The following is a 3,428-nucleotide window of genomic DNA, read 5'->3' as shown; positions in this document are numbered from 1 at the left end:
TTCGTACTGATACGAACCAAGATGGAACTGTGGATAATAGAGTTCAGCTCCCAAACGGGTAATGACAGAGCATTCTCCGCGCTGGGTCATTTTATTCAGCGTCGTATCGTATATGGTAAAACTCGTGATGCCGGCCTGACGGCACTTTTCCAGTGTCGTTTCCAGATCATATCCTTCGTTGCGTCCCAAAACGACAACAGCATCATAATCCATCGCCTGTTCGATCGACATATTGTCATGTTCCACATAGTACCGCTGCACACATAGATATATACATGAAATCAGGCCGACCAATACGACCAGGATCATGAGCAGGATACTGCGCTTATTCTTTTTTTCCATTCTATCCACCTTATTCAGTGATTGCTGACCCTGCCATGCAGTGTAAGCAATCCGTTATCCAGAGTGACCTGGTCCGGAACCATATGAAGGGGAAAATCTGTAAAATCATAGACTTCCAGCCGGGCCAGATTCGAAGCATTGACCCGGACCCCCTTCGCCGATATGGCGGCATCCTCCGGCAGGAACATCAGCTTATTCCCTTCCATAGCAAACCGGCCGGCTATATCAGCATCGGCACGCAAAAAACCGCCGACCCGTACTTTGCCTCTGACATGGATAGTATCACCATCAAAGGATACATCCATCTGTTCTGTGCCTTTTACCTGTTTTTTGATAAAGTCACTCAGGTCATCCTGGGAAACTGTAGCTACCAGTTCTCCCTGTTCAGCCGATTCAGCCTGCAAACGACCATCCATCAGGCTGGCCAGAGGATCGAACCGGACTCCTTCCAGCGTGCAGTCAAAGGACTGAAAACGCAGCTTGCCGACGCGGAAATCGTCACCACCTGCATGAACCCGGTCCAGACGGCCCGTCAGTACAGACAGGCCGGGACGGGCTTCGACGAGGACATTATCCGGTGAAATTTCCATATGCCGGGAAAGGCTACGGTACAATCCATAAGCTGCCAGACGCGGAGCCGCTATATTCAGCCCCAGCAGAATGACTGCGACTGCCATGGCGGCATACATCCATTTTTTCATCATATAGTCTGCTTAGCCAGGCGCTTTTCTTTCTGCTGCTGCAAATATCCTTCGATGAACATATCGATATCGCCGTCCATGACAGCCTGGATATTTCCCGTTTCCACATTCGTCCGGTGATCTTTGACCATCGTGTATGGATGGAATACATAGGAACGGATCTGACTGCCCCATTCGATGGCCTGATGTTCGCCGCCGATTTCTGCTTTGAGCTGCGCCTGCTTTTCCTGTTCTAATTCAAATAACTTGGCACGCAGGTACTTCATACACATTTCCCGGTTCTGTACCTGTGACCGTTCATTTTGGCACTGCACGACAATGCCTGTCGGGATATGGGTCATACGGACGGCAGAACTCGTCTTATTGACGTGCTGGCCACCGGCACCGGATGCGCGGAAATAATCGACGCGGACATCGTCCATGTTGATTTCTACATCTACATCATCGGGCAGTTCAGGCATGACATCGACGGCCGTAAAAGACGTATGACGCCGCGCAGCCGCATCAAAGGGCGAAATACGGACCAGGCGGTGTACGCCTTTTTCCGACTTGAGATAGCCGTAAGCGTATTCTCCTTCAATGGTAAAAGCCGCACTTTTGATGCCGGCTTCATCACCGGGCTGCATATCCATGACGGTTATGTGGAACCCGTGCTGTTCTGCCCAGCGCGTATACATGCGGACCAGCATCTGTGTCCAGTCCTGGGCTTCCGTTCCGCCGGCACCGGCATGGAAAGTCAGGATAGCATTGCACGTATCGTATTCGCCGGAAAGGAGCAGCAGTACTTCCCGCTTTTCAATGTCTTTCAGCAGGGCATGGTACTGCTTTTCGATTTCCTCGGCCATACCTGTTTCTTTTTCTTCAATGGCCATATCTAGGAAATCAAGCAGGTCCGCACACTGGGTTTCCAGTTTTTCATGCCCTTCTACTTCCGTCTTCAGGAGCGTTGCTTCCTGGGAAATTTTCTTTGCTTTATCCGGATCACTCCAAAAATCAGGGTCACTCATCTGCATATCGAGATCCATGATTTTTTCTTTTTTCCTGGGGAGGTTAAAGTGAATCCCCGATTTCCTGTATTCTCTTCTTCAAATCTTCCAGCGGTTTACGCATTTCATCTAATAACACAAGAATCACCATCTTTCAAAAACATAATCATAAACAAAACTCCACCACTTTGTAGTCCCATCTCTACTATCCGTTTCGGCAACCGCCTTGCGCTTCCTTGCACTCAGCACCTTGTAGGCCGAAAAGGCCCTCCCCTTCACAGGGGAGGCTTTCTTGGGATATCTAAAACTGCGAACTGCGGGCTTTCCTACCTGTTAGCCGCTGACTGCGGTCTGCGGCCTACGAACTGCGGCTCTTTTACTGCCGTTCTTCGTCCCGCTTGATATCTTCTGCCGTGACCGGGGCACTTTCATCATGGACTTCCCGGGCGCCCTGCAGATGATCTTCTGCCTTTGGAACAGGCTTACTGTATGTAATCTGGATATGATAGAGGAATGTGACCGTCGTCCGTTTGATGGAATCGACCATTTCTTCAAACATATCATAGGCTTCAAACTTATATTCAACGAGAGGATTCTTCTGCCCGTATGCCCGGAGATTGATGCCTTCTTTCAGGGCATCCATAGCGTCAAGGTGATCCATCCACTTGCTGTCTACGACACGGAGCATGATGGCCCGTTCCAGTTCGCGCATCGTTTCTGTTCCGATTTCCTTTTCCCGGGCTTCATAGAGATCGACAGCAATCTGGTACAGCTTTTCTTTGACTTCGACACGGCTGAGATTTTCCAGTTCTTCACTGGTCGTCGCATCTTTCGGCACGAAGTACTGCTGCATCTGAGTCAAAAGACCGGCAAAATCCCATTCTTCCGGATAGAGTTTTTCATCAGCGTACTTATTGCGGCCATCGTCGATGATATCACTGACCATGCCGAGAATCGTATCCTTGAGAGAAAGGGCCGTCAGTACCTGGCGGCGCTGTGCATAGAGCACTTCACGCTGCTGATTCATGACATCATCGTATTCCAGAACGTATTTACGGATTTCAAAGTTGTGGCTTTCGACTTTCTTCTGTGCCTTTTCAATCGATTTGGTGATCATCTTGGCCGTAATCGGTTCGTCTTCATCCAGGCCCAGTTTGTCCATGAACTTGGAAATATTGTCGGACCCGAAAATGCGCATGAGGTCGTCTTCCAGAGACAAATAGAACTGAGTCGTACCGGGATCCCCCTGACGGCCTGCACGGCCACGGAGCTGGTTGTCGATACGGCGGCTTTCATGGCGTTCCGTACCGATGATCATGAGCCCGCCCAGTTCAGCGACGCCCTTGCCCAACTTGATATCGGTCCCACGGCCGGCCATGTTGGTTGCAATCGTGACCAT

3 protein-coding genes and 1 pseudogene are annotated in these 3,428 nt (G+C 50.2%); all 4 read right to left on the bottom strand.

Annotation, left to right across the window (positions count from 1 at the left end; translation table 11 throughout):
• On the bottom strand, positions 1-342 hold a 342-nt coding region (locus DBO31_RS06730), incomplete at its 3' end, for a DUF5693 family protein (RefSeq protein ID WP_234995423.1).
• 14 nt (positions 343-356) lie between these two features.
• Positions 357-1,046 carry an LmeA family phospholipid-binding protein gene (locus DBO31_RS06725; protein ID WP_150824759.1) on the bottom strand — a complete coding sequence of 230 codons (690 nt, stop codon included), beginning with the start codon at positions 1,044-1,046 and terminating at the stop codon, positions 357-359.
• Positions 1,043-2,180 (bottom strand): peptide chain release factor 2 gene (gene prfB, locus DBO31_RS06720; RefSeq protein ID WP_338086663.1). Its coding sequence is split into 2 segments (ribosomal slippage): positions 1,043-2,095 and positions 2,097-2,180, totalling 1,137 coding nucleotides; the frame shifts between segments, so codons are not numbered across the junction. Before prfB ends, DBO31_RS06725 begins: the two co-directional genes overlap by 4 nt.
• A gap of 225 nt (positions 2,181-2,405) precedes the next feature.
• Positions 2,406-3,428: pseudogene (gene secA / locus DBO31_RS06715) on the bottom strand (preprotein translocase subunit SecA); the annotation flags it as partial.

The sequence above is a fragment of the Megasphaera sp. DJF_B143 genome (assembly GCF_900320625.1).
GTDB lineage: Bacteria > Bacillota > Negativicutes > Veillonellales > Megasphaeraceae > Megasphaera > Megasphaera hexanoica.
Note: the sequence above shows the minus strand (reverse complement) of the source record. Positions and strands in the feature narration are given on the sequence as shown.